Annotated in this window: 19 protein-coding genes; 5 read left to right on the top strand and 14 right to left on the bottom strand. The window is 66.4% G+C overall.

Annotated features, from left to right (window positions below; translation table 11 throughout):
* The 6 genes from FG95_RS15085 to hisS all read right to left on the bottom strand — a co-directional run.
* Positions 1-903, bottom strand: a 903-nt coding sequence (locus FG95_RS15085) for a DUF4139 domain-containing protein (protein ID WP_443027707.1), incomplete at its 3' end; no start/stop codon positions are given.
* Positions 887-2,299 carry a DUF4139 domain-containing protein gene (locus FG95_RS15080; RefSeq protein WP_081933180.1) on the bottom strand — a complete coding sequence of 471 codons (1,413 nt, stop codon included), beginning with the start codon at positions 2,297-2,299 and terminating at the stop codon, positions 887-889. The genes FG95_RS15080 and FG95_RS15085, both read right to left, overlap by 17 nt.
* A gap of 75 nt (positions 2,300-2,374) precedes the next feature.
* Complete coding sequence (locus FG95_RS15075; RefSeq protein ID WP_052182409.1) at positions 2,375-3,232, bottom strand: DUF4167 domain-containing protein; 858 nt, start codon at positions 3,230-3,232, stop codon at positions 2,375-2,377.
* A gap of 237 nt (positions 3,233-3,469) precedes the next feature.
* A complete protein-coding gene (gene prmC, locus FG95_RS15070) occupies positions 3,470-4,294 on the bottom strand; it encodes a peptide chain release factor N(5)-glutamine methyltransferase (protein ID WP_037556927.1) in 825 nt (274 codons plus the stop codon).
* Positions 4,287-5,354 carry a peptide chain release factor 1 gene (gene prfA, locus FG95_RS15065; RefSeq protein WP_037556926.1) on the bottom strand — a complete coding sequence of 356 codons (1,068 nt, stop codon included), beginning with the start codon at positions 5,352-5,354 and terminating at the stop codon, positions 4,287-4,289. The genes prmC and prfA overlap by 8 nt, the downstream gene beginning before the upstream one ends.
* Positions 5,354-6,601, bottom strand: coding sequence for a histidine--tRNA ligase (gene hisS / locus FG95_RS15060; protein WP_037556925.1), 1,248 nt, complete (start codon positions 6,599-6,601; stop codon positions 5,354-5,356). Before hisS ends, prfA begins: the two co-directional genes overlap by 1 nt.
* Before the next feature lie 256 nt (positions 6,602-6,857).
* On the opposite strand from hisS, the gene FG95_RS15055 reads away from it, so the two are divergent.
* Entirely contained in the window at positions 6,858-8,795 is a 1,938-nt protein-coding gene (locus FG95_RS15055; RefSeq protein ID WP_037556923.1) for a M61 family metallopeptidase, read from the top strand.
* A 111-nt stretch (positions 8,796-8,906) separates the two neighbouring features.
* Positions 8,907-9,443, top strand: a complete 537-nt coding sequence (gene ppa, locus FG95_RS15050; protein WP_037556922.1) for an inorganic diphosphatase — start codon at positions 8,907-8,909, stop codon at positions 9,441-9,443.
* Here the strand turns inward: ppa and FG95_RS15045 are convergent.
* The 4 genes from FG95_RS15045 to FG95_RS15030 all read right to left on the bottom strand — a co-directional run bounded on the left by FG95_RS15045 (position 9,440) and on the right by FG95_RS15030 (position 14,074).
* Positions 9,440-10,372 carry a mechanosensitive ion channel family protein gene (locus tag FG95_RS15045; RefSeq protein WP_052182408.1) on the bottom strand — a complete coding sequence of 311 codons (933 nt, stop codon included), beginning with the start codon at positions 10,370-10,372 and terminating at the stop codon, positions 9,440-9,442. The two genes, ppa and FG95_RS15045, sit on opposite strands and share 4 nt — an antisense overlap.
* Before the next feature lie 5 nt (positions 10,373-10,377).
* Positions 10,378-11,583: a cystathionine beta-lyase gene (gene metC, locus FG95_RS15040; protein WP_037556921.1), complete on the bottom strand. Its 1,206-nt coding sequence runs from the start codon at positions 11,581-11,583 to the stop codon at positions 10,378-10,380.
* A 171-nt stretch (positions 11,584-11,754) separates the two neighbouring features.
* A complete protein-coding gene (gene sseA, locus FG95_RS15035) occupies positions 11,755-12,594 on the bottom strand; it encodes a 3-mercaptopyruvate sulfurtransferase (RefSeq protein ID WP_037556919.1) in 840 nt (279 codons plus the stop codon).
* Positions 12,595-12,775: 181 nt separating this feature from the next.
* Positions 12,776-14,074 carry a hypothetical protein gene (locus FG95_RS15030; protein WP_037556918.1) on the bottom strand — a complete coding sequence of 433 codons (1,299 nt, stop codon included), beginning with the start codon at positions 14,072-14,074 and terminating at the stop codon, positions 12,776-12,778.
* Between the two features lie 126 nt (positions 14,075-14,200).
* Here FG95_RS15030 and queF point away from each other — a divergent pair, with 126 nt between their 5' ends.
* Together queF and FG95_RS15020 are read left to right on the top strand one after the other, a co-directional pair.
* On the top strand, positions 14,201-14,671 hold the full coding sequence (gene queF, locus FG95_RS15025; protein ID WP_037556917.1) for a preQ(1) synthase: 471 nt from the start codon (positions 14,201-14,203) through the stop codon (positions 14,669-14,671).
* A 45-nt stretch (positions 14,672-14,716) separates the two neighbouring features.
* Positions 14,717-15,127 (top strand): acyl-CoA thioesterase, encoded by a 411-nt coding sequence (locus FG95_RS15020; RefSeq protein ID WP_037556916.1) that lies wholly within the window; start codon positions 14,717-14,719, stop codon positions 15,125-15,127.
* Positions 15,128-15,176: 49 nt separating this feature from the next.
* Here the strand turns inward: FG95_RS15020 and FG95_RS15015 are convergent, their stop codons facing one another.
* Both FG95_RS15015 and FG95_RS15010 read right to left on the bottom strand, forming a co-directional pair.
* Entirely contained in the window at positions 15,177-15,413 is a 237-nt protein-coding gene (locus FG95_RS15015) for a hypothetical protein (RefSeq protein ID WP_152567669.1), read from the bottom strand.
* 82 nt (positions 15,414-15,495) lie between these two features.
* On the bottom strand, positions 15,496-16,782 hold the full coding sequence (locus tag FG95_RS15010; RefSeq protein WP_037556914.1) for a cytochrome P450: 1,287 nt from the start codon (positions 16,780-16,782) through the stop codon (positions 15,496-15,498).
* A 118-nt stretch (positions 16,783-16,900) separates the two neighbouring features.
* On the opposite strand from FG95_RS15010, the gene FG95_RS15005 reads away from it, so the two are divergent.
* Positions 16,901-19,615 (top strand): M1 family metallopeptidase, encoded by a 2,715-nt coding sequence (locus FG95_RS15005; RefSeq protein ID WP_081933181.1) that lies wholly within the window; start codon positions 16,901-16,903, stop codon positions 19,613-19,615.
* Positions 19,616-19,635: 20 nt separating this feature from the next.
* On the opposite strand, the gene FG95_RS15000 is transcribed toward FG95_RS15005, so the two are convergent.
* Complete coding sequence (locus FG95_RS15000) at positions 19,636-20,094, bottom strand: hypothetical protein (protein ID WP_152567668.1); 459 nt, start codon at positions 20,092-20,094, stop codon at positions 19,636-19,638.
* Positions 20,095-20,149: 55 nt separating this feature from the next.
* A complete protein-coding gene (locus tag FG95_RS14995; RefSeq protein WP_037556912.1) occupies positions 20,150-21,745 on the bottom strand; it encodes a helicase HerA-like domain-containing protein in 1,596 nt (531 codons plus the stop codon).
* Between the last annotated feature and the right edge of the window lie 194 nt (positions 21,746-21,939).

Below are 21,939 nucleotides of genomic sequence, written 5' to 3'. Positions count from 1 at the left end.
CGGCGGCGCGGGCGGCGGGGGTGGAGGCGGCGCGCCATAGCGTCCGCTGCCGGTCGGAAAGCAGCTGAGATGCAGCGGCGGCGTGCGCGGCCGTTCGGCGAGTTCCTCGAAATCGCTGACTTTATTGAGCGTCCCCGCGATCGCCGCCAGCCCGGCGTCGGCGAAGCTCTCGCCATTGCTGTTGGCGACGGTCAACCAGGCGAAGAGGTCGAGCGTCTTTCCGTCCTCACGCACGCGGGCGACATAATTGCTCGCCCAGTCGAAGCCGGTCGACAAATAGGTGAGCGTCACCGTGGCGCGCTGCGCCGCCGGGCTGCGCGTCGTCACCGACAGCGTCGGCTTCGCGGTCAGCCCCGCGGGCACGCCGTCGTAGAGAATCGATTCGGGAACGCCGGTGCAGCGCAGGGCTTCGTAACCCGCCGATGTTTGCAGCACGACCGCCCCCGCCGGACCCGAGCGGATGATCGCCTCCTCCTCGGTAACCTTGCCCGTCGCGCGACTGGTGCGGCGGATATGGACGCGGTTGCCGAGCGAGCCGTCAAGCAGGCTGGCGGGCGACAGCAGCGCCGCGTCGCGATTTTTCTGCACCACCCCGCCGGGCAAGCCGGTGACGATCGCCGATACCGCGATCATGCCTTCGGCGACGCCTTCGAATCGCACCGTCGCCTCGCCCGCGGGAAGATCGATCGTCCGCGTCTCGGAGATCAATGCGAAACCCTCGAGCCAGTTGGGCGAAATCTCGCCGCCCTCGTCGCGGCCGGGGTCACGAAAGACGCTGACCGAGACTTTCTCGGGGGCGAGCGAGGTCACCGCGGGCTGCGCCGCCGCCGGGGATGCGGCGAGCATCGACAGCAGGAGCGGCCAGCGGCGCATCACCGGCCGCGAATCAGGTGCGCGTTTCAAAGGTGGCGGTGATCGTCGCCTCGCCATTGGCGGGCAATTCGACCCGCCAGCGCGTGCCGTCGCTGTCGAGCCGCTCGCTCTTCCGGCTTTCGTCGACGATGCGCGTGTCGTCCCAATACCAGTCGAGCCCGCGCTGGATGAGGTCGAGCGTGACCGGATTCGCCCGCGCGTTGGTGAGCAGATAGGATATTTGCGTCCGCCAGCGACGGTCCGAAATGCGCTCGCGCTTCATGACCGTCGCCTGTACCTTGACGTCGAACGCCTGTCCGGTCGCGAGGCCGAGTTCGCTTCCCATCGGCGTATGGCCGATGTTGTTTTCGCCGATGAACTGCGGATCGCCGCGCATGTCGCGCTGATAGAAGCGCACCGTTCCCGCGGGCAGCGCGTCGCCGAGGCCGCCGCCCTTCGCGCCCGTGTTGAACTTGATCACGCTCGCCGCACTGGCGGGCTCGGTCATCGTCTCGAACCCGCCGACGGTGAATTCATAGATTTTTTGCGCCGGAACGCCGCTGACGTCGAGGAAGCTCACCTGCTTGGTCTGCGCATTGGCGATCGTCGTCCGTTCGGCGAGCGGATAGAGATAATAATCGCCGAGCTGCTCGCGCGGCGCGGTTTCGGTGCCCGCGCGGCGGAGGTTGCCCGGCGGCTGCGGGCGCGGGCGATAGGCGGGCGAGACCGCGCCGCGGGTCGAGGGCGTTCCCGCGACGAGCAAAGTCTTCGCATTGTCGAAGGTCGTGCCGGTGTTGTTGGAGAGCGTCACCCAGCCCTGGACGTCGATCGTCCCGGCCTTTTCGTCATAGAGCGAGACATAGTCGGCCGCCCAGCCGAGCCCGTTCGTGAGGTAGGAGAGCGTGGCGGGCCGCGTCCCCGCCCGGTCGCTGTCGACGGTGATCGACAGGGTCGGCTTGGCGCGCAGGTTCGGCGGAATCTTGTCGAAGATCACGCGCACCGGCAGCCCGTCGTCACGCAATATCTCGATCCGCGGGCCGATCTGCAGCACGACGCCACCATTGACCGCGAGCACCTTGGCGCGTTCGCGCGTTTCGGCGCCGGTGGCGGGGTTGGTGCGCAGCAGCGTCACCGTCTCGCCCACCGCCTTTTGCATCAGCGCATTCGGCGAGAGCAGATCATAGTCGAAATTCTGCTCGACGATCGCGGTGTTCGCCGCCGCGAAGGAAACCGTCTGCGTTCGGATCTGCGCCGAAACATCGGGAAATTCCTGTCGCGTCCGGCCGGCAGGGAAAGCGATCTGCCGGATATCCTGAACCAGCGACTGGCCGCCGTTATAGATGGTGACGGCAAGATCGCCCTGCGCATTGCCCCTTGTGGGGTCCTGCGCCGCCGCGGGGGCTGCCGTCAGGACGAACGGAACGCAAAGCATTGCCAACGCACGCATAAAAAGCCTCCCCGCGAATATCCCGCGGGGAGGCTATGGCATGTCGGATTCAAATTCTAGCGCGAAATCGCGGGCCTATTCGGCTGCCTCGACGTCGCTATTGCGCGCCGCGAGCGTGCGGCGGGTGCGGCGCGGCTTGGCGGCGGGAGCCTCGTCGGCCGCTTCGCCCTCGGCGCTGCGTTCCGGCCGGCCGATCGCCGGCGGCAGCACGGCGGTGTCGATCCCGGCATTTTCCGCGGCATTGCCCTTGTCGGCGCCGTCGTCCTGACGCGCGCGGCGGGCGGGACGGCGCGCGGGGCGCGGGGCGGGTTCCTGCCCGGCGGCTTCGTCGCGCGGTGCGGCATCGCCACGATCGTCGCGACCTTCGTCCTCGTCGCGATTGCGCGCGGCGCGCCCGCGCGATTGCTGGCGATTGCCGCGATTGTCGTCGTCGCGATCGCCGCGCGCTTCACGGTTGCCGCGATTGTCGCGCGGGCCGCGGTCGCCCCGATCATTGCGATCGCTCCGCTCGTCGCCGCTTTCGCCGTCGTCGCGGCCGGTGTCGGTGTCGATATCGCCGTCGGTATCGTCATGGCCGTCGAAATCCTCGACGCCGCGAATCTCGCGGCCGCGATCATTGCTGCGTTCCTGGCCGTTCGCCGCGGCCTTTTCTTCCTGCCGGGCGCGGAAGTCGCTCACGACGCGGAAATAATGGTCGGCGAACTGCAGATAATATTCGGTCTGAACCCGGTCGCCCGCAAGCTGCGCGTCGCGCGCGAGGTTGCGATATTTTTCGATCATCTGGGCGCCGTTGCCGCGCGCCCGGCTGTCGATGCGGTTGGCTTGGTCGACCCCGCCGCGACCGCCCGACTGCGAGCGGTTGTTATTGTTGCTGTTGTTGTTGCGGCCGCGACGGCGACCGCTCTGCCGGTTGTTCATGTTCAACTGAGACATCCTGTCGAATAAGCTAATAAGCTACGCCAACCCCTTTTGGCCGATCGCGCCAATTGCGCGTCGCGCCCGCGCCATGCGCGGTTCTTGCCCTTTACCGCTTGCGCCGGGCCCCAAGGCCCCGCACCAGCATCGTAAGTGGGAAACAGACCAGCCGGACCGATCAAGGTACCCGTGCCGTGTCTGTAAGCCGCCCCTACCGCGCTTTGCCGCGGAAACCAAGCGAATTCTGTGCGGGTGTCAGGGGCGGGTCAGCAAAAGCGCCCTGTCGCGGCCGCCCAGATCCTGTCTGCAGGCGACCTTGAATCCCGCGGCTTCGGCGAGCTCACCCACCGAAATATGTTGTGTGCGCCCGATTTCAAGGATCGCGACGCCGCCGGGCGCCAATATTCGCGGCAGATCGGGAATGATCCGGCGATAATCGTCGAGGCCGTCGGTGCCGGCGAACAGCGCACCCGCGGGCTCATGATCGGCGACATCGGGCATCAGCTTCTCGTTATCGGCGATATAGGGCGGATTGCAGAGGATGAGGTCGAAGCGGTCCCTGACCTCCTCCGCCCAATTCCCCTGTTTCAGTTCGGCGCGATCGGCCAGCCCGAGCGCCGCCGCATTGGCCCGCGCATAGCCGAGCGCCGTTTCGCTGGCATCGACGCCGAGGCCGCTCGCCGCGGGCCATTCGCAGAGCGCCGCGTAGAGAAGCGTGCCGGGTCCGGTGCCGAGATCGAGGATGCGCTTCGGGCCGGCCGCGCCGAAATGCTGGACGGCCGCTTCGATCAAACTCTCGCTGTCGGGTCGCGGGATCAGCACGCCGGGACCGACCCCGATCCGCGCCGTCCAGAAGTCGCGATAGCCGAGAATGTAGGCGACCGGTTCGTGCGCCGCCCGGCGCGCTACGAGTGCGTCGAAATCCGCCGGCAGGGCGAAGCGCGCCGGATCGAGCAGCAGCGCCTGCCGCTCGACGCCCAGCGCATGCGCCATCAGCAATTCGGCATCGAGCCGCGGCGTATCCGAAACCGCCGCGAGCCGCGCCGCCGCATCGCGCAGCGCGGCGCTTACCTCAGTCACCCAGCCCCGCCAGCCGCTGCGCCTGATCCTCGGCGATCAGCGCGTCGATCAGCTCGTCCATCTGTCCCTCGATGATCTCGGGCAGACGGTGGAGCGTCAGGTTGATGCGGTGGTCTGTCACGCGCCCCTGCGGGAAATTATAGGTGCGGATGCGTTCGGAGCGGTCGCCCGACCCGACCATCGACTTGCGCGCCGACGCCTCGGCGCTGTGGATCTTCTCGCGCTCGAGATCGTAGAGCCGCGCGCGCAGCACCTGCATCGCCTTGGCGCGATTCTTGTGCTGGCTGCGCTGGTCCTGCTGGATCACGACGAGGCCGGTCGGGATATGCGTGATGCGGATCGCCGAATCGGTCGTGTTGACATGCTGCCCGCCGGCGCCGCTCGCGCGGTAGATATCGATCTTGAGGTCATTGTCGTTGATCGCGACGTCGACTTCCTCGGCCTCGGGCAGCACCGCAACGGTCGCGGCGCTGGTGTGGATGCGCCCCTGGCTTTCGGTCGCGGGGACGCGCTGGACGCGGTGGACGCCGCTCTCGAACTTGAGCTTCGCGAAGACGCCCTGGCCGCTGACCGACGCGACGACCTCCTTGTAGCCGCCGACCTCGGCCTCGTTCGCCGAGATGATCTCGACCTTCCACCCCTGCGTATCGGCGAAGCGGCTGTACATGCGCAGCAGATCGCCCGCGAACAGCGCCGCCTCGTCGCCGCCGGTGCCGGCGCGGATTTCGAGCATCGCGGCGCGTTCGTCGGCGACATCCCTGGGGAGCAGCTTGATCGCGAGATCATGCTCGGCCACGGGCAGCGCGTCCTCGATCGCGGCGATTTCTTCGGCCGCCATCGCCTTCATCTCGGGGTCGGCAAGCATCTCGTTCAGCGAGACGAGCTCGCCGCGCAGCCGCGTCACCTCGGCGGCGGCTTTCGCGACGGGTTCGAGCTCGGCGAACTCCTTCGACGCCGCGACGAAATCGGCGGGCGCCATGTCGCCCGTCGCCATGCGCGCCTGCAAGGCGGCGTGGCGTTCGATGATGGCGTCGATCTGTCTTTCGGAAACGGAGGTCATCAGAGCGTACGAATGATCGCGTCGATCGTTATCGTCAGTTCGCTATCGCCGCGAATGTTTGTGTATGATTGGCCATCACGCGTGCCGATTGCAATCAGAGAGAGCGCGGGAATCTTCCCGGCCTTGTCAAAGCGTTTGCGCGGCGAGCCGGTAGCCACGATTTCAGTCGCAAGCCCCTTGTGGCGCATTGCCGCAAGCAACTTCATCGCATACTCAATCAGACCATCGTCCTCGACCGCGATCACTGCGTCGAGCCGGGTATCGATCACGTCGTCGTCAAGCAACATCGCCAGCCGCTCGATCCCCGCTGCCCAGCCGACCGCCGGGGTCGGCGGACCGCCGAGATTCTCGATCAGCCCGTCATATCGCCCACCGCCGAGCACGGTGCCCTGCGCGCCGAGACGGTCGGTGACGAATTCGAACGCGGTGTGGCGATAATAGTCGAGCCCCCGCACCAGCCGCGCGTTGCGCTCCCAAGCGACGCCCGCGGCGTCGAGACCCGCGGTCACTGCGCCGAAGAAATCCTGTGCCTCGCTCGTCAGAAACGCATCGATGTCGGGGGCGCTGTCGGCGATCGGGCGGTCCTTGGGATCCTTGCTGTCGAGGATGCGCAGCGGATTCTTGTCGAGCCGCGCTAGGCTGTCTTCCGACAAATCGCCGCGATGCCCCTCGAAATGCTCGACGAGCGCCGCGCGCCATGCGTCGCGACTCGCCGCATCGCCGAGCGTGTTGAGCGTCAGTGTCACGCCCTCGGCGATCCCCAGCTCTTTCAAAAGCTGATCCGCGAACACCAGCAATTCCGCGTCCGCCAGCGGGCTGTCGCTGCCCAGCACTTCGGCATCCAATTGATGGAACTGGCGATACCGCCCCTTTTGCGGGCGTTCGTAACGGAACAAGGGCCCGTGCGTCGCGACCTTCAGCGGCGCGAACTGCTGCCAGCCGTTGGTGACATAGGCGCGCGCGATCCCCGCGGTGAATTCGGGACGCAAGGTGATCGATTCGCCGCCGCGATCCTCGAACGAATACATTTCCTTCGAGACGACGTCGGTCGTCTCGCCGAGCGAGCGCGCGAACACCGCGGTCGGCTCGATCACCGGCACCTCGATCCGCTTGAAGCCGTAAAGACGGCGCACGCGGTCGAAGGTATCGACGACATGCTGGAAACGGTCGGCGAAATCGCCGAGCATGTCCTGCGTGCCGCGCACGGCCTGCGGCGTCGGGATTCTGGCGGATTTGTCCTTGCTCATGGAGCGGGCGTCTAGTCGATTTTGCCGGGGGCGCAAAGTCCCCTCTCCCCTTGCGGGAGAGGGATGCGCAGACTTGGCAGCTTGCTGCCTAGTCGTAGCTGGGTGAGGGGTAGCGAGCCATTGGCTCGCGCGGTCGCGTTGCGACCGCAACCCCTCATCCAACTGCGCCTAGCCGCTTTGCGGCAAGGCTTCGTATCCTTCTCCCGCAAGGGGAGAAGGTTGTGGAAGAAAGCATTTCCTGCCTAAAGGACAGGCCATGAAAAAAGCACCGTTCGTCGCAGCCGCGTTCTTCGCCCTCGCCCCCGCCGCGCATGCCGAGGAAGCGGGCAGCCGCCCCCAGCCGGTCGTCCAGCCGCTGACCATCCCGCTGCCCGCCGACAAACCCTATCCGGGGACGATGCAGCTGCGCGTCGATGCGACCGACGTTGCGCGCGGCATCTTTCACGTTCGGCAGACGATCCCGGTGGCGAAGACCGGGAAGCTCACCCTGCTCTATCCCGAATGGCTGCCCGGCAAGCACGCGCCGCGCGGCGCGATCGCCGAGATGGCGGGTTTCAAGGCCTCGGCGGGCGGCAAGCCGCTCGCCTGGACGCGCCAGCCGACCGACGTCTACGCCTTTGACATCGACGTCCCTGCGGGCACGAAGAGCATCGACGTCACCTTCGACTTCCTGTCGCCGACGCGCACGAGCGAGGGCCGCGTCGTCGTCACCCCGGCGATGATGAACCTGCAATGGGAACAGGTCAGCCTCTATCCCGCGGGCTATTTCACGCGGAATATTCCGGTGCAGCTCGACGTGACGCTGCCCGAAGGCTGGACCGGCGTGGCGGCGCTCGACGGGCTCAAAGTATCGGCGGGCCGCTACAGCTTTGCCCCGACCAATTACGAGACCCTCGTCGACAGCCCGATGTTTGCGGGGAAATATTTCCGCAAATGGGACCTCGGCAACAAGGTGACGCTGAACGTCGTCGCCGACGAAGCGAAATATCTGGAGGCGAGCCCCGACCATATCGCACGCCACGCAGCGCTGGTGTCCGAAGCCGTCGCGCTGTTCGGCGTCCGCCATTTCGACCGTTATGAATTTCTGCTCGCGCTCAGCGACGAACTTGGCGGGATCGGGCTCGAGCATCACCGTTCGAGCGAGAACAGCCGCAACCCCGACTATTTCACCAAATGGGAGGAGAATGGCAGCGAGCGCGGACTGCTCCCACACGAACTCGTCCACAGCTGGAACGGCAAATATCGCCGGCCGGACAAGCTGTGGACCCCCGATTATCGCACCCCGATGCAGGGCAATCTGCTATGGGTTTACGAAGGCCAGACGAGCTTCTGGGACCTCGTGCTCGCCGCCCGGTCGGGGATGCAGTCGAAAGAGATGGTGCTCGCCGAATGGGCGACCAACGCCGGTTATTACAGTGTCCAGCCGGGGCGCGAGTGGCGCCCGGTCGAGGATACGACGCTCGACCCGGTGATCGCCGCGCGCAAGCCCAAGCCCTTTTCGAGCTGGTCGCGGAGCGAGGATTATTACAACGAGGGATCGCTGATGTGGCTCGAGGCCGACATGCTGATCCGCGGCGCGACGAACAACGCCAAGAGCCTCGACGATTTCGCCCGCGCCTTTTTCGGCGGACGCGAAGGCGATTGGGGGCAGCAGGTCTATGATTTCGACGATGTCGTCGCCGCGCTCAATGCCATCCATTCCTATGACTGGGCGACTTTCCTGCGCGAACGGATGCAGACGAGCGGGCGCCCCGCCCCCACCGGCGGGATCGAGCGCGCAGGCTATCGCCTCGTCTGGCGCAACACGCCGAACGTCTTCGATCGCGACCGCATGGCGCAGGCGAAGAACGCCGATCTCACTCATTCGCTGGGAATGTCGATCGACAAGGATGGCGTCGCGACGGGCATCCTGTGGAACGGTCCTGCCTTCAAGGCCGACATCGTCAATGGCACGAAGATCGTCGCGGTCGAGGGACTCGCCTATAGCCGCGAGCGAATCGAAGCGGCGGTGCAGGCGGCAGCCGACGGCAAGACGCCGGTGCGGCTGCTGGTCGAGCGCGGCGGGCGCTATCGGAATGTCGATATCGACTATCACGGCGGATTGCGCTGGCCGCACCTCGAAAAAAGCGGGGAAAAAAGCGGGAGCGGCCCCGACTGGTTCGATCGGCTATTGGCGCCGCGGCGGGCGCTGTAGCTCCCCTCCCGCCCGCGGGAGGGGACCTAAGCTTCGATAGACGCCCCCTCGACTTTTGGCTCTTTCCGGCGCTAAAGGCGCGCGCAATTCAAAAACACAAAAGGATCTCCCATGCGCATCGACCTGATTCCCGCCGGCGACAACCCGCCCGACAGCCTCAACGTCCTGATCGAAGTGCCGATCGGCGGCGAGCCGGTGAAATATGAATTCGACAAGGCGTCGGGCGCACTGTTCGTCGACCGTTTCCTTCATACCCCGATGCGCTATCCCGCCAATTACGGCTTCGTTCCGCACACGCTGGGCGAGGATGGCGACCCGCTGGATGCCCTGGTCGTCGCGCGCTCGCCGATCGTCGCGGGCGCGGTGGTCAAGTGCCGCCCGATCGGCGTGCTCAACATGGTCGACGATGCCGGCGGCGACGAGAAGCTGCTGTGCGTTCCCGTCAACAAGACCTTTCCCTATTACGATAAGGTCGCGACCTATAAGGACATGCCCGAAATCGTGCTCCAGCAGATCGAGCATTTCTTCACCCACTACAAGGATCTCGAACCCGGCAAATGGGCCAAGCTCAACGGCTGGGGCGATGTCGACGAGGCGAAGCGCATCATCGTCGAATGTATCGAACGCGCGAAGAAGGTCGGCTTCTAATTTTCGTCCGCGGGCGCCGGGTTCTGATCCGGCGCCCCGACCATCCGCACGTCGGTGCGCGGATAGGGAATGCGGATGCCCGCTTCCTTGAACCGGTCCCAGATCCCCAGAAAAACTTCGCCCTGGATGTTGCCGAGCCCCGCCTCGGGGTCCGAAATCCAATAACGCAGCTCATGCTCGACGGCGCGTTCGCCGAAGGCGGTAATCCACACGACGGGTTCGGGTTCGGCGAGGATGCGCGGATTTTCCTTTGCCGTTTCGACCATCAGCCGCTGCGCGAGGCGGAGGTCGCAGTCATAGCCGACCGGAACGCGCATCCGCACGCGCACCTCGGGGCTGGCAAAGCTCCAATTCTCGACCGCCTGCGTCATCAGCAGTTCGTTCGGAATCAGATGCTTCTTGCCGTCGCGGGTGATGACGTTGACCGCGCGCACGCCGATCTTGGCGACGCGCCCGACGTTGGGCATCCCGCCCGGCAAGCTGATGCCGCCCATCGCGCTGCCGTCGCCGACGACGACGATGTCGCCCGGCTTGATCGAGCGGTCCATCAGCAGGATGATTCCGGCGATCAGATTGCCGACGGTTTTCTGTAGTCCGAAGCCGATCGCGAGGCCCGCGGCGCCCGAAAAGACCGCCAGCGCGGTCAGGTCGATGCCGAGCAGGTCGATGCCGAACAATATCGCAAAGACGAAGAGCGCGATCGCGATCAGCTTTTCGGCCAGCAGTCTTTGCGTCGCGTCGATCTGGGTGTTGCGGCGAAGCAGCCATTTGGTCGAGCGCAGCACGATCCGCACCGCGATATAGAGCAGGATCGCGACGATGACCGTCGAAAACAGGCCATAGAGCGACAGCCGGTACGAGCCGACGTCGATGCCGATCGCTTTCAGCGTGTCGATCGCGCGGACGGTCGCTTCGGACAGGCCGTCCATCGCGCTCAACCCCGCATCGCCGCAAAACCGCGTTCGAGATCGGCGATCAGATCGGCCGGATCCTCGAGCCCGATCGACAGGCGGACGAGCGGGTCGGGGTCGGCCCAGCGGGTCGCGGTGCGAATAGTCGCCGGATCGCTCGGCACGACGAGGCTTTCGTAGCCGCCCCAGCTGAAACCGATGCCGAAATGGGCGAGTGAATCGATGAAGCGCGTCCGCGCCGCCTCGTCGGCGCCCTTCAGCGTGAAACCGAACAGCCCGCTGGCGCCCGAAAAGTCGCGCGACCAGATAGCATGCCCGGGATCGCCGGGCAGCGCGGGGTACAGCACGCGGCCGACCTCGGCGCGGTCCGCGAGCCAGTTCGCGACGGCAAGGCCATTTTCGCCCTGCCGCTGCATCCGCACCTCGAGCGTCCGGAGGCCGCGCAGGACAGCCGCGCAATCGTCGGGCGAAACCGACTGGCCGAGCTGGTAGGCGGCGCTGCGAAGCTTCGGCCACACGGCGCGAGTCGCCGTCAGCGAACCCATCATCACGTCGCTGTGCCCGCCGACATATTTGGTGAGGCTCATCATCGCGACGTCGACGCCGTGCGCGAGCGCAGGGAAAAGCAAGGGTGTCGCCCAGGTGTTGTCGAGCATCGTCAACACACCCCGCTCGCGCGCCACGGCAGTAATCGCCGGAATATCCTGCACCTCGAAGGTCAGGCTGCCGGGCGATTCGAGAAAGATCAGCCGGGTTTCCGGCCTAATGAGGTCGGCGATTCCCGCCCCGACAAGCGGGTCGTAATAGCTCGTCTCGACGCCGAGCCGTGCGAGCATGGAGTTGCAGAAGGCGCGCGTCGGTTCATAGGCGCTGTCGACCATCAGCAGATGGTCGCCCGGCGACAGCAGCGCGAGCAGCCCCGCCGAATTGGCCGCGACCCCCGACGGGTAGAGCAGGGTCCCTTCGGCGCCCGCCTCCATCCCGGTCAGCGCATCGGCGAGCGCCCACACGGTCGGCGTCCCGCGCCGGCCGTAATAAAGCTTGTCGTGCGTCGCATGGCCGCGCGCCTTGAGGTCGGCGATATTGTCGTAAAGGATCGTCGAGGCGCGCCAGACCGGCGGATTGACGATTCCGCCGCCGAGCCGGGGATCGCCGGTCCACTCGGGCCGCCGTCCGCCCTGCACGAGTTTGGTCGCAGGGCGGAGGCTTGGATCGTCGTTCTTGCTCATCGCAGCCTTGTTAGCGGAGCACGGGCCAAAATCCAGCGATGCAACGACGTGGAGCAAACTAATCCGTTCGCACTGAGCCTGTCGACGTGCCGTTGTTCTTTCAGCGATACAGAAGGAAGAACGGTGCTTCGATAGGCTCAGCACAAACGGTTAGAAAGCCGCTTGGGCGTTTCAGGCCGCCCCGGTCGCCTTCGGCGTCGCGGGGTCGGCGCCCCATTCGAGCCAGCTGCCGTCATAGACTGCGACATCGTCCTTGCCGAGCAGATGCGCGCCGAAGGCGACGACGGTGGCGGTCATGCCGCTGCCGCAGGTGGTGACGAGCGGCTGGTCGAGATCGACTCCGGCGGCGTCGAACGCGGCCTTCAGATCGTCGCCGCGCTTCCATGTGCCGTCGGCGTTGAACAGCTCGCCGTGCGGCAGGCTGCGCGAGTTCGGGATATGACCCGGCGCGAGGCCCGGACGCGGGTCGCGTTCTTCGCCGGTGAAGCGCGCCGCGGGGCGCGCGTCCACGACCTGCTCGGCGCCGCTGTCGACGTTCGCGACCATCTGTTCCTTGGTGCGCACCGCCTTCGCGTCGCGCCAGACGGTAAAGTGGCGGTGGCGCAGCGTCTGCTTGCCCATTTCGAGCGCGCGGCCCTCCGCCTTCCACTTGGCGAGACCGCCGTCGAGCAGCGCGACGTCGTGCGCACCGAACAGCTTCAAAAGCCACCAGGCGCGCGCCGCGCTCTTCAGCGGGCTGTCGTCGTAAAGCACGATGCGGCTGCCGTCGCCGAGCCCCAGGGACTGCATGCGGCTGGCGAATTTCTCGGCGGAGGGAGCCATGTTTTCGACCGCGTTCGACGCGTCGGTCAGCTCGGCCAGGTCCATGAACACCGCACCGGGGATGTGCCCCGCTTCATATTCGGCGCGCGCGTCGCGATCGGTCCCCAGAAATTTCGTCGCATCGACGACCCGCAGGTCCGATGCCCCCAGTTCGCGTTCCAGCCAGTCGGTTGAGACCAAGGCGTCCATGTCATGCTCCTGTTACGACCGGTCGGGAACCTTGTTTGCCTGTCCCTCGCCCGGCCATCCTGCTGTGGCTTCTTTCCGGGGATAGTCAGCCTATGCCCCCACCCCTGCTTTTTCAAGCTGGTCCGTCCTGCCGCAGTCGATGCTGCACCGCAACAGAAAACCAGTGCAGTTTTGAGCCGGACTATTGGCTGCGCTTGATCGCGGTCGCGCGCGCGCCGGGTCGGTCGACGGCATAGGAGGGCCGGTCGAGCGGCAGCGGCGCGAGCTTCTCGCTGCCGCTCGCGCCCTGTTCGCGGCCGATGACGAAGCTGCCCGCATTCTGGCCGAACGCCTCGCCCTCGCCGTCCCAGTGATAGGTGATGTCGAATGCGATGACGGGGACGATCATCGGCTTGCCGCCGATCATCAGCGGCTCGATCGCGGCGCGCGGCAGCATCACTTCGGTCGACAATTCCTCGCCCGCGCCGACCGCCAGCGCGATGTCGTCGCGCAGCACGCTGCCCCCCGCGCCGTCGAAAAAGCGACTGAGCACCGGCTCGGTCATCGCCGAGCCCTGACCCAGCGCGATGCGCACCATCAGGCCGGTCGCCGGCACCGTCCCCTGGTTCATCAGGTTGAGCGCGAAACCGACCGCCACATGATCGGGCGCGAACCGGATGCTGCGGATGTCGAGCGCCATGCCGACCACGGCGCGCTTTTCGTCCGCGGCGCGCGTGACTAGCGGATGGGCGGACGCCGCCTCGGGTCGCGATACCGGTGCGGGTGGTGGAGCGGGCGCCGGACGCGGAACCGGCGGAGCGGCAGGCTTGGGCAGCGGGGCGGCCGCTCGGGCTGCCGGACGCGGGGTCTCGTCAACCTCGTCGACCGCCGGACCGGCTAGCGCGGTGCGGCGACGCCAATACCAGAAAGCGGCACCCCCCGCCGCCAGAACCGCGAGCGCCCAGGCCCAAATCGGCGTGCCCGAGGGCGTCTCGGCCGGCGCGGCGGCAACCGGCGTTTCGTCCGCAGTTTCCGGCGCTGCGTCCACGGTTGCGGGCTGCGGCGGCGCGGCCGTATCGAGGGGCGGCAATGGCTGGTTATCGGTGGTCGTCGCGGGCTCCACCGTTTCGGGCTGGGCCGGACGCGGCGTCGCGGTTGCGGGGGTCTCGCGACGCGCGGGAGCCGGGGCGGGGGTCGCCGTATCCGGCCGCGTCGGCGTCACGCGCGGCGGCGCAACGGGCTGCGGCGATGTCGGTGCTGGAGTCGGCGTGGGTGTCGGCTGACCCCGCCGCTCGCCCGGCGCCACCGGAGGCAAACCATTGTCCGACGGGCCCTGCACGCCCGGCGTGCGGCCGTCGTCGGTAGGCGGCGGCAGGCGGAAATCGATCGGGGGGGACGACGTCGTCGTATCCTGCGCGGCCACAGGACCGCCCGCAGCCAGCGTTGCCGCCGCCAGCGCAAACGCCGCCGCCTGTTGTCGCCCGAAGTTACGCACCGTCATCTTGTCCGCGATCCCACGCTAACCATATGTCGCCCGCGCCGCTGAATTGGCGCTGAACCTTGCAGCGGTCGATTTCCGGGCACCGGCCCGGATGACATCGGCCGCGCTGCGCACTAGAGCCTTTCCATGACCGATTCCACCCCTACCCCGCTCGCGCCCAAACATCTCGGCCAATCGAGCGAACTGCCCGTCTCACCCGAAGCGGCCGTCCTCGATTATGTCCCTAATCCGCGCGCCGGAGAGCTTTATCTCGTTCGCTTCGCCGCGCCCGAATTCACGTCGCTCTGCCCCGTGACCGGCCAGCCCGATTTCGCGCATCTGGTCATCGATTACGCCCCTGGCGAAACGATCGTCGAATCGAAAAGCCTCAAGCTCTTCCTCGGCTCGTTCCGCAATCATGCGGGCTTTCACGAGGATTGCACCGTCGGCATCGGCCGCCGCCTGTTCGACGAGATGCGGCCCCAATGGCTGCGCATCGGCGGCTATTGGTATCCGCGCGGCGGGATTCCGATCGACGTCTTCTGGCAATCGGGAACCCCGCCCGCAGGACTGTGGCTCCCCGATCAGGGCGTTGCGCCCTATCGCGGGCGGGGATGAAGATTCATCTTTCCGTCACAATATATTGACACTAGTGTCAACGATATGAGCGCAACCGCCCTGCCCCACGACCATGACATCAAGGTCGGACCCGACGTCATCGACTTCATGGGGCATGTGAACAACGCCCATTATCTGAGCTGGGTGCAGGAAGCGGTGCTCGCGCATTGGCGCCATATCGCGCCGCCCGAAGCGGTCGCGGCCCATCTGTGGGTCGCGCTGAAGCACGAGATCACCTACCGCCGCCCCGCCTTCCTCGACGATCAGGTCATCGCCACCGTGATCCTCGAGAAGGTTCAGGGCGCGCGCGCCTTTTACGAGACGATCATCAAGCGCGGCGAGGATGTGCTCGCCGAGGTCAAGTCGAGCTGGTGCTGCATCGACGCCGAAACGCTTCGCCCCGCGCGGCTCGCGAGCGAAGTGGTTGCACGCTTCTTTCCTGGCGAGAAGAGCTAGCACCCGCCCCGTTTCGCAGGGGCGGGCGCCTTAAAGCAAAAGAAGCATTTTACGGGCTGACCGGATCGTCATTGTCGTCATCGACGACCAGCCAGATGCCGCCGGCAATGATGGCTAGACCCAGCACGATCGCGATCCAGCTTGCGCCTTCGAGATTATTTTCACCGCTTACAGCCGATGTCGCACGCGCGCCGTCGATTGCAGATGCTGCCGAAGCCGCCACCGGCGCAAGGACCATCGAAGCTGCCGCGATAGCGATCGCGCCCTTTTTCAATCTTTTCATCATCACAAACTCCTCCAGCTCGCCCGAAACGCGGCCCGCGAGCGATCGTTCCATTTTTGCAGGAAAAGGTTGAATCCAAACGTTATTAGGCGATCTCGAAGCGGATCGGCAGGCGCTTCAACCCGCCGACGAACACCGATTCGACGCGTGCGGGTTCGCCCGCGAGTTCGAGGCTCTCGAGGCGCGGCAGCAGCTCCTCCATCAATATCCGCATTTCCATGCGCGCGAGATGCTGGCCGAGACAGACGTGTGCGCCGAAGCCGAAGGCGATCTGCTGGTTCTTCTCGCGATCGGGGTCGAAGGCGAAGGGATCGCCGAACACATCCTCGTCGCGGTTGGCCGATACATAGTTCAGCATCAGCCAGTCGCCTTCGCGGATCGTCTGGCCGCCGATTTCGACGTCTTCGCGCGCGCTGCGCATGAAATGCTGGACCGGCGTCGTCCAGCGAATCGCCTCCTCGATCAGACCGGCCTTGTCGCTTTGTGCATCGCGGAAACGGGCGAACAGCTCGGGGCTCTTCGCCAGTTCCATGATCGCGCCCGCGGTCGAGGCGCTCGTCGTGTCGTGACCCGCGGTCGCGATGATCATATAATAGCCGGCAAGCTCGCGATCGGGGATCGGCGCGCCGCCGACCACGGCATTGGCGATCACCGTCGCGATATCCTCGCGCGGATTGGCTCGGCGGTCGGCGGTCAGCGCGCCGAAATATTGTTCGAAATCGGCGATGACATAATTGAGCATCGCGATCGCCTGTTCGGCACTGGTGATCGCCTCGCGGCTGCGGTTGAGCTCGGGATCGGTCGATCCGAATAATTGCTGCGTCAGCATCAGCATCCGCGGCTCGTCCTCGGGCGGCACCCCCAATATGTCCATGATCACGCGCAGCGGATAATGCGCCGCGACGTCGCGCGCGAAATCGCATTCACCGTCCATCGCGAGCATCTGTTCGACCGCATTGCGCGCGTGGTGACGGATCCGGTCTTCGACGATCTTCAAATTCTTGGGCATGAACCAGGCCTGGGTGAGCAGCCGGTATTTCATATGATCGGGGGCATCCATCTGCACCAGCGAACGGATGAGGTGCCCGTCACCCCCCGGCGTCGCGGCGCGCGCGATCGCCTCGCCGTCGCGGTTGGTGAGCACCGTGGGGCGCAGACCATTGGCGAAGCGCTGCGGATCGCGGCTGATCGCCATGATGTCGGCGTGGCGCGTCACCAGCCAGAAGGGATCGAGCTCGGGGTTTTCGGCCACCGCAAGCGGCGCATTCGCCCGCGCCCATGCAAGCTTTTCGTGCAGCGGGTCCCAATTGCCGTATGCGACGGGGTCGACGACGGCGGCGGCTACCTCTCCGGGCAATATAGGTTTCGTCATGCAACCAAGCTGCCGCGAATCGCGTCGTCTGTCGATAGGCTTTGACCACCCGTCGAAGCGGCGCCCGCGCGAACGCCGCATCGGCGTAGCGCGGCATAAAATAACCGGGGATTTCATCATGAAAACAATTGCACGTCGTTTCCTTTTCGCCGCCGTCTCGTCGCTCAGCCTCGCAGCCTGTGCCGCGCAGCCGGGGATCGCGCCGACCGCACCCGTCGCGACCGCACCCGTCGCAGCGGCGCCCGCGCTCGCCGGCGCGCCGCTCGACGCGAGCATCCCGAGCCAGCTGCCGCGGATCGCGCGGCCGGTGCATTACGACATCAGCGTCGTCCCCGATGCGCAGGCGCTGCGCTTCACCGGCGAGGCGGGCATCGACATCATATTATACGAACCCTCGGCGGTGCTGACGCTGAACGCGCTCGACCTCGACTTCGCGGGCGCCAGCCTCACCGGTGCCGACGGCAAGGCGATTCCGCTGACCGCGACGACCGATGCCGCGGCGCAGACGGTGCGTTTCACCGCGCCCGCGCCGCTCGCGCCGGGCAAATATCGCCTCGCTACCCGCTACACCGGCACGATCAACACGCAGGCGAACGGGCTTTTCGCGCTCGATTATCCCGACAAGGTCAGCGGCGACGAGGTGCGCGGGCTGTTCACCCAGTTCGAGGCCCCCGACGCGCGGCGCTTCGTCCCGAGCTTCGACGAGCCGAGCTACAAGGCGACCTTCAGCCTCTCCGCCACCGTCTCCGCGGGCGATCTTGCGGTGAGCAACATGCCCGTGGCGAGCGAAACGCCGGCCCCCGGCGGCAAGAAGAAGGTGACCTTCGAGATCTCGCCCAAAATGTCGTCCTATCTCCTCTTCTTCGCGACCGGAAGTTTCGAGCGGCTCGCGGCGAAGAGCGAGGGCGGCGTCGAGGTCGGCATCGTGTCGCCCAAGGGGTCGGGCGAGCAGGCGCGCTTCGCGCTCGACAGCCTCGGTCCGCTGCTCGGCTATTACAGCGACTATTTCGGCCAGCCCTATCCGCTGCCCAAGCTCGACAATGTCGCGGGGCCCGGTCAGTCGCAATTCTTCGGCGCGATGGAAAATTGGGGCGCGATCTTCACCTTCGAGCGCATCCTGCTCGACGATCCCAAGATCACGAGCGATGCGACGCGGCAGGCGATCTATTCGGTGCAGGCGCACGAGGTCGCGCACCAATGGTTCGGCGACCTCGTCACCATGGCGTGGTGGGACGACCTCTGGCTCAACGAAGGGTTCGCGAGCTGGATGGAAACCAAGGCGAGCGATCATTTCCATCCCGATTGGCAGCCCTTGCTCGACCGCGTCGATGGCCGCGAGCGCGCAATGGGGCTCGACGCCTTTGCGACGACCCACCCGATCGTCCAGACGATCCGCACGGTCGAGGACACCAACCAGGCGTTCGATGCGATCACTTATCAGAAGGGCGAGGCGGTGATCACCATGCTCGAATCCTACGCCGGCGAGGATGTGTGGCGGCAGGGTCTGCGCACCTATATGGAAAAGCACAAATATGCGAACACGCGCACCGACGACCTGTGGAACGCGGTCGAGGCGGCGGGCGCCGAGGGGCTGACCGCGATCGCGCATGATTTCACCAATCAGCCGGGCATTCCGCTGCTGCGCGTCGGCAGCGTGACCTGCGCCGGCGGCAAGACGATTGTCGAGGTGGCGCAGGGCGAATTTTCACGCGACCGCAAGGACGCGATCGAAGCCGAAGGCCGCCGCTGGAAGGTGCCCGTTCTCGCGCGCGCCGGCACTGGCGCGATCGCGCGGCAGGTAGTCGCGAGCGGGACCGGCACGCTGACCCTGCCCGGCTGCGGCGCGGTGCTGATCAATGCCGGTCAGGCGGGCTATTACCGCACGCTCTATTCGCCCGCCGCGCTCGCGGCGCTGCGTGGCGCGTTTGCGACCTTGGCCCCGATCGACCAGCTCGGGCTGCTCGGCGACAATTTCGCGCTCGCTTATGCCGGTTATCAGCCGATGGGCGCGGCGCTCGACCTGCTGGCGGCGGTGCCGAATGATGCAAACCAGAAGCTGCTCGGCGACGCCGCCGGGCGCTATGCCGCGCTCTACAAGCTGTTCGACGGCCAGCCCGCGGTGCAAAAGCAGATCGCGGCACGCGGCACCGCGGCGCTCGGCGCGGCGATGGCGCGGCTCGGCTTCGACGCGCGCGCCGGCGAGCCCGCACTCGACAGCATCTTGCGCTCCGAATCGCTCGGCGCACTCGGCACGCTGGGCGATGCCAAAATACTCGCCGAAGCGCGGCGGCGCTTCGCGCTGCTCGACCGCGATCCCGCCGCGCTCGACGGCCCGCTGAAGGCGCGCTGGCTGAGCATCGTCGCGGCGAACGCGGGCGACGCCGAATGGAACAAGCTGCGCGCAATGGCGAAGGCGTCGAAGTCGGCGGTCGAGCGCAGCACTTTCTACACGCTGCTCGGCTCGGCGAAGGACGAAGCGCTCGCCAAGCGCGCGCTCGCGCTCGCGCTGACCGACGAACCCGGCAAGACGGTCAGCGCCTCCATCATCGGCGCGGTCGCGGCGAACCATGCCGAAATGGCGGTCGATTTTGCGCAGGCCAATCAGGCGGCGGTCGACCGGCTGATCGACGCCTCGGCGCGCGCGCGCTTCCTCGCGGGGCTCGCCGCATCGTCGAACGACCCCGCAATGATCGCAAAGCTCGAAGCGATCGCGGCGCCGCTGCCCGCCGATGTGCGCAAACCCTATGACAAGGTGCTGGCGAGCCTGAAGGAACGCAGCGTCAGCCGCCCGCGCATCACGCGCGAAACCGCGAGCTGGCTGAAGGCGAAGTAGGAAAAGTCCGCCGCAGTTCGTCAGCCCGCCGGCTGCGGCGTTCCAACCGGCATCGCGCTTTCCCACTCGGCGCGCGCTTGGCGGATCATCGCCTTCAGGGCCTCGGCCTGGCGCCGCCATGCGGCCGCCGCGGCGGCGCTCCATCCCGCACCTGACGCGGTGCCGAGTTCTTCGACCGTCATGTCGATGAAGGCGTCATATTCGGCGATCGGCAATGGCCCATAGGCGCGGTGGGTGAAGACGAGTTCGGCGACGAGCGGCCAGACCCAGCCCTCGCCTTTCGCCAGCCCGAGCATCATCTGCAATGTCTCGTCGGTCATCCGCCGCGACGAGGCATCGACGATCATGAAGCTCGCGCGGCGGTCGGGAAAGACGGCGAAGAAGCGATCGAACAGCGCGTGGCGGACATCCACCCCCGCGTCGGCGACGGCGACGAGGCTCGCCTCCATCGCCGCGACGTCATGAGCCGCCCCCGACATTCTCTATCGGTCATCCCGGCGAAGGCCGGGATGACGGACAGGAGGATGCGGCGGTTCACTTGAACAGGCTGCCCAAAATGCCGCGCATCAGCTGGCCGCCGAACTTGCCGGCGACCTGCCGGCCGAGGCTCGTCGCCGCGGATCGCGCAGCGGACTGCATCATCTTTTCGGCCATCGAGGGCTTCGCCGCCTCGCGCGCGGCGGCCTTTTCGAGCCGGATGCGCTCGCGCTCCTCGGCCGCCTTGCGCTTCGCCTCTTCCTTCGCGGCGATCGCAGCCTGCTTGTCGGCTTCGACCTGGGCTTTCGCCTCGATCGCGGCGGCCTGCGCCTGCTCGGCCTTGGCGGCGAGCAGTTCTTCGGCGCTTTCGCGATCTACGGCCGTGTCATATTTGCCCTCGACCGGCGAGATCGACTGGATGATCGCGCGCTCCTTGGCCTCCAGAGGACCGGCGCGCGAGCAGGGCGGCTTGATCAGCGTGCGCTCGACCGGCGACGGCGCGCCGTCGGCCATCAGCAGCGAGACGAGCGCCTCGCCGACCTTCAGCTCGGTGATCTCGCGCGCGACGTCGACCTTGGGGTTGGGGCGGAAGGTTTCGGCGGCGGCCTTCACCGCCTTCTGGTCGCGCGGCGTGAAGGCGCGGAGTGCGTGCTGGACACGATTGCCGAGCTGGCCCGCGACCTCTTCGGGCACGTCGATCGGATTTTGCGTCACGAAATAGACGCCGACGCCCTTCGAGCGGATCAGCCGCACGACCTGCTCGATCTTTTCGGTCAGCGCGGGCGGCGCGTCGTCGAACAGCAGATGCGCCTCGTCGAAGAAGAAGACGAGCTTCGGCTTGTCGGGGTCGCCGACCTCGGGAAGCGTCTCGAACATCTCCGACAAGAGCCAGAGCAGGAAGGTCGCATAGAGTTTCGGGCTCGCCATCAGCTTGTCGGCGGCGAGGATGTTGACATAGCCGCGGCCGTTTTCGTCCGAGCGGATCATGTCCTGAATGTCGAGCGCGGGCTCGCCGAAGAAATGGTCGCCGCCCTGACTTTCGAGCGTGAGCAATTGCCGCTGGATCGTGCCGACGGTCGCCTTCGACACATTGCCATATTTGGTCGTGAGTTCGTCGGCGTTCTCGGCGCACCAGACGAGCATCGCCTGCAAATCGCCCAGATCGAGCAACAGCAGATTCTGTTCGTCGGCGACCCGGAACGCGATCGCGAGCACGCCTTCCTGCACTTCGTTGAGGCCCATCAGCCGCGCGAGCAGCAGCGGGCCCATTTCGGAGATGGTGGTGCGGATCGGGTGCCCCTGTTCGCCGAACAGGTCCCAGAAGATCACCGGATTGTCGCGATAGGCCCATGTCGTGTCGCCAATTTCGGCGGCGCGCTTCGAAAAAGGCTCATGCACCTTGGCGGTCGAACTGCCCGCCATCGCCATGCCGGCGAGGTCGCCCTTTACGTCGGCGACGAACACCGGGACGCCCACCGCCGAAAAGCCCTCGGCGAGGCCCTGCAGGGTCACCGTCTTGCCGGTGCCGGTCGCACCGGCGATCAGCCCGTGACGGTTCGCGCGTTTGAGCACCAGCGACTGGCGCGGTCCGTCGGCCGCCCCGCCGCCGCCAAGACCGATATAGATTTCGCTCGCCGTGCTGCCGTCGCTCACCCGCTGTCCTCCGTTCGAAAGCCTTTCCCAAGGTCTAGAGCGGGGGGCCGGGACAGGCAATCGGCAATGGGGCGCTGGTGGCCGGTATCGACCGGTTGCGGCCATTGAGAGAAGAAAGCCCCTCCCCTTCAGGGGAGGGGTTGGGGGTGGGGTCTATCGGCCTTGCGCAAGGCCGATAGACCCCACCCCCAACC

This window comes from Sphingopyxis sp. LC363 (assembly GCF_000756385.1).
In the GTDB taxonomy this organism is placed as follows: domain Bacteria; phylum Pseudomonadota; class Alphaproteobacteria; order Sphingomonadales; family Sphingomonadaceae; genus Sphingopyxis.
Note: the sequence above shows the minus strand (reverse complement) of the source record. Positions and strands in the feature narration are given on the sequence as shown.

Bases quoted from the DNA above. Each gene is read 5' to 3' on its own strand.
- FG95_RS15045 (WP_052182408.1), bottom strand. From the start codon at position 10,372: ATGGACGGCCTGTCCGAAGCGACCGTCCGCGCGATCGACACGCTGAAA.
- FG95_RS15055 (WP_037556923.1), top strand. From the start codon at position 6,858: ATGAAAAAAGCACCGTTCGTCGCAGCCGCGTTCTTCGCCCTCGCCCCC.
- metC (WP_037556921.1), bottom strand. From the start codon at position 11,583: ATGAGCAAGAACGACGATCCAAGCCTCCGCCCTGCGACCAAACTCGTG.
- FG95_RS15000 (WP_152567668.1), bottom strand. From the start codon at position 20,094: ATGTCGGGGGCGGCTCATGACGTCGCGGCGATGGAGGCGAGCCTCGTC.
- hisS (WP_037556925.1), bottom strand. From the start codon at position 6,601: ATGAGCAAGGACAAATCCGCCAGAATCCCGACGCCGCAGGCCGTGCGC.
- FG95_RS15020 (WP_037556916.1), top strand. From the start codon at position 14,717: ATGAGCGCAACCGCCCTGCCCCACGACCATGACATCAAGGTCGGACCC.
- FG95_RS15030 (WP_037556918.1), bottom strand. From the start codon at position 14,074: ATGACGGTGCGTAACTTCGGGCGACAACAGGCGGCGGCGTTTGCGCTG.
- FG95_RS15010 (WP_037556914.1), bottom strand. From the start codon at position 16,782: ATGACGAAACCTATATTGCCCGGAGAGGTAGCCGCCGCCGTCGTCGAC.
- FG95_RS15005 (WP_081933181.1), top strand. From the start codon at position 16,901: ATGAAAACAATTGCACGTCGTTTCCTTTTCGCCGCCGTCTCGTCGCTC.
- FG95_RS15075 (WP_052182409.1), bottom strand. From the start codon at position 3,232: ATGTCTCAGTTGAACATGAACAACCGGCAGAGCGGTCGCCGTCGCGGC.
- prfA (WP_037556926.1), bottom strand. From the start codon at position 5,354: ATGACCTCCGTTTCCGAAAGACAGATCGACGCCATCATCGAACGCCAC.
- sseA (WP_037556919.1), bottom strand. From the start codon at position 12,594: ATGGACGCCTTGGTCTCAACCGACTGGCTGGAACGCGAACTGGGGGCA.
- queF (WP_037556917.1), top strand. From the start codon at position 14,201: ATGACCGATTCCACCCCTACCCCGCTCGCGCCCAAACATCTCGGCCAA.
- FG95_RS15015 (WP_152567669.1), bottom strand. From the start codon at position 15,413: ATGATGAAAAGATTGAAAAAGGGCGCGATCGCTATCGCGGCAGCTTCG.
- FG95_RS15080 (WP_081933180.1), bottom strand. From the start codon at position 2,299: ATGCGTGCGTTGGCAATGCTTTGCGTTCCGTTCGTCCTGACGGCAGCC.
- ppa (WP_037556922.1), top strand. From the start codon at position 8,907: ATGCGCATCGACCTGATTCCCGCCGGCGACAACCCGCCCGACAGCCTC.